Annotated in this window: 4 protein-coding genes; 3 read left to right on the top strand and 1 reads right to left on the bottom strand. The window is 39.5% G+C overall.

Features of this window, described 5'->3' with window-relative positions; genetic code table 11:
• Positions 1–236: 236 nt before the first annotated feature.
• The 3 genes from PX481_RS12985 (at position 237) to PX481_RS12975 (ending at position 1,820) form a co-directional block, all read left to right on the top strand.
• Positions 237–875, top strand: a complete 639-nt coding sequence (locus PX481_RS12985; protein ID WP_288026110.1) for a DUF2834 domain-containing protein — start codon at positions 237–239, stop codon at positions 873–875.
• Positions 876–1,005: 130 nt separating this feature from the next.
• Complete coding sequence (locus tag PX481_RS12980) at positions 1,006–1,299, top strand: hypothetical protein (RefSeq protein WP_002733401.1); 294 nt, start codon at positions 1,006–1,008, stop codon at positions 1,297–1,299.
• 2 nt (positions 1,300–1,301) lie between these two features.
• The gene (locus PX481_RS12975; RefSeq protein WP_043999260.1) at positions 1,302–1,820 is read left to right on the top strand and encodes a low molecular weight protein-tyrosine-phosphatase; all 519 of its coding nucleotides are present in this window, start codon (positions 1,302–1,304) and stop codon (positions 1,818–1,820) included.
• 14 nt (positions 1,821–1,834) lie between these two features.
• On the opposite strand, the gene PX481_RS12970 is transcribed toward PX481_RS12975, so the two are convergent.
• Positions 1,835–2,491 (bottom strand): response regulator transcription factor, encoded by a 657-nt coding sequence (locus tag PX481_RS12970; protein ID WP_288094698.1) that lies wholly within the window; start codon positions 2,489–2,491, stop codon positions 1,835–1,837.
• Between the last annotated feature and the right edge of the window lie 2 nt (positions 2,492–2,493).

Below are 2,493 nucleotides of genomic sequence, written 5' to 3'. Positions count from 1 at the left end.
TTATAAGGGATGGAACCCTTATAGAGAAAGGCATTTAGCGATTTTTGTCAATTGTTTTTATCTAGAGCGAACTAATCAATTAAGTCTCTTGCCAGATAAGGATTTAGTCGATTTATGCCCCCCTATCGAACCATAACAAGCAACGAAGAGCCTAATCTTGCTTGATCTTTTGATCACTTTTCTACTAAAATATCTGCTGAAATCCCATTACTCAATTAACCTAATTATCTACTGCCATGTTAACAAAAATTATTCTCGGTTTACTTTGGTTATGCTTCGGATTATACGCTTTTTTACTAGCACCCCCCGACCAACCAGATACAATAAATTTAATTATCAATCTTTCCACTGGCAAATGGCAAGATATCAACCCGTTAATTATCGCTCTTTTCAACCTGATGGGAGTTTGGCCACTTATCTACACTAGCCTTTTAATTATCGATGGTCGTGACCAAAAAATCATCGCTTGGCCCTTTACTTTTGCCTCCTTTGCTGTGGGTGCTTTCGCTATTTTACCCTATCTAACTCTCCGTCAACCCAACAGCAATTTTACCGGTAAAAAAAATCTGGTCATTAAACTTCTAGACTCACCTTGGTTGGGAGTAATTGCCCTAATTACTGCGGCAATTTTAATCGCTTACGGATTAATTAACGGCAATTGGTCTGATTTTTGGTATCAGTGGCAAACTAGCCGTTTTATTCATGTTATGAGTTTAGATTTCTGTCTTTTAACCCTATTATGTCCAATTTTGCTGCAAGATGATCTAACCCGACGGGGATTAAAAAATCCTTTCCTGTTGCCGGTAGTTTCCCTTTTGCCTCTAATCGGTCCGGCAATTTATTTAATTATTCGTCCTCGCTTAGGGGAGAATTAAGGGTAAATTGTCTTGAGCAAACTTAACCATTTCTTGACAGGAGAAGTTCATATTTAACAGAAATTATGCTGAGGTTCCTCTAAAATATGAGGAAAGAGATTAATGTCCAGATTAGAAGGAGTGTTTAACCTTGTTAGAGAGTCAAAAACCACCTCGGATTTACTGCTTTCAAGCTGATTATCTTGCCTCCCAACAATTTAACCCCCAAGAGATTCCCGCTTGGTTATCCTTAGAGGTAAACTGGCAGGGTTATAGAATTCATACCCTACCCTGGGTAGCAGACGTAGCTAGGGTATTAGGATTATTAGCGATCGAAGATACCCCCCAAGGGTGGCAAGATTATTTAGAAAGCTTGGGATTAGCCAAAATTAGGTTAATGGACAGCGAGGAGTTTTTTGAGGATAAATCTTTATCGGGATGTTAGAAATGCCCTATAATTGGCAGTTTAGTGATGATTCTACCAGTCAATTTATGCCTTATAAACTACTCTTCGTCTGTTTAGGAAATATCTGTCGTTCTCCCGCTGCCGAGAATATCATGACTTATCTGATTGAACAAGAAGGATTAGGCAATAAAATCCTCTGTGATTCTGCGGGTACTGCCGGTTATCATATCGGTTCTCCTCCCGATTCTCGCATGAATACGGCGGCCAAAAAACGCGGTATTCCTTTGCAAGGGACAGCTAGACAATTTACCCGCGAGGATTTCGAGAATTTTGATCTAATCCTAGCCATGGATAAAGCCAATTATCAAGATATTTTATCCCTAGATCGGACAGGAAAATATCAAGAAAAGGTCAAGTTAATGTGTGACTATGCTCGTTATCACCCAGAAAAAGAAGTTCCCGATCCCTACTACGGTGGTCGTGAAGGTTTTGAACGCGTAATCGAGCTACTTTTAGACTCCTGTGGCAGTCTTTTGGAGGAAGTAAAAAACAAAATTTAAGTTTTTTATTTCAGCTAATCGATTAGTCTATGTTCGAGGGAAAAACGAACCAATTCGGCGCGATTATTAGTAGTTGTTTTTCTGAGTAAACTACTAACATATTTCTCGATCGTGCGAGAACTAAGATGCAGTTTTTGCCCAATTTCACTGTTAGAAAGTCCCTGGGCTAAATGTTCTAACACTTCCCGCTCGCGATTAGTTAACTTAAAATCGTCCTGTAAAGAAGAAGTTAAAACATCCCTAGTTTTGGGGCTTTCTTCCGGTTTTAATTTCTGATATTGACGTTCACTTTGCACCATTTGCGATCGCTCTAAAAGATTGCGAATAACTGCTTTTAATTCCTCCATCTCAAAAGGTTTAGGAAGATAGATATCACAACCCACTTGATAACCGCGGATTCTTTCCTCTGTTGACCCTCTTTCGGTTAAAAAAATTACTGGTAATAACCTAAATTCTGGCTGTTGCCGCACCTTAGTCACCAAAGAATAACCGTCTAAACGCGGCATTTTGATATCCGATACCAAAAGATGGGGATGATAGGTATCCAATAAATTCAAAGCTTCCAAACCATTACTCGCCGCTACCACACTATAACCTGCTAATTCTAAATAGTCTTTGACCGCTAGGCGGATACCGGGGTCATCATCGGCAATTAGAATCAAAAGAGGCATAG

It is taken from the genome of Microcystis sp. M53603_WE2, assembly GCF_030065435.1.
The sequence above is the reverse complement of the archived record's forward strand: the minus strand, read 5'-3'. Positions and strand labels throughout refer to the sequence as shown.

Excerpts from the sequence above, each read along its gene's own strand:
- PX481_RS12985 (WP_288026110.1), top strand. The coding sequence starts at position 237 with ATGTTAACAAAAATTATTCTCGGTTTACTTTGGTTATGCTTCGGATTA.
- PX481_RS12975 (WP_043999260.1), top strand. The coding sequence starts at position 1,302 with ATGCCCTATAATTGGCAGTTTAGTGATGATTCTACCAGTCAATTTATG.
- PX481_RS12970 (WP_288094698.1), bottom strand. The coding sequence starts at position 2,491 with ATGCCTCTTTTGATTCTAATTGCCGATGATGACCCCGGTATCCGCCTA.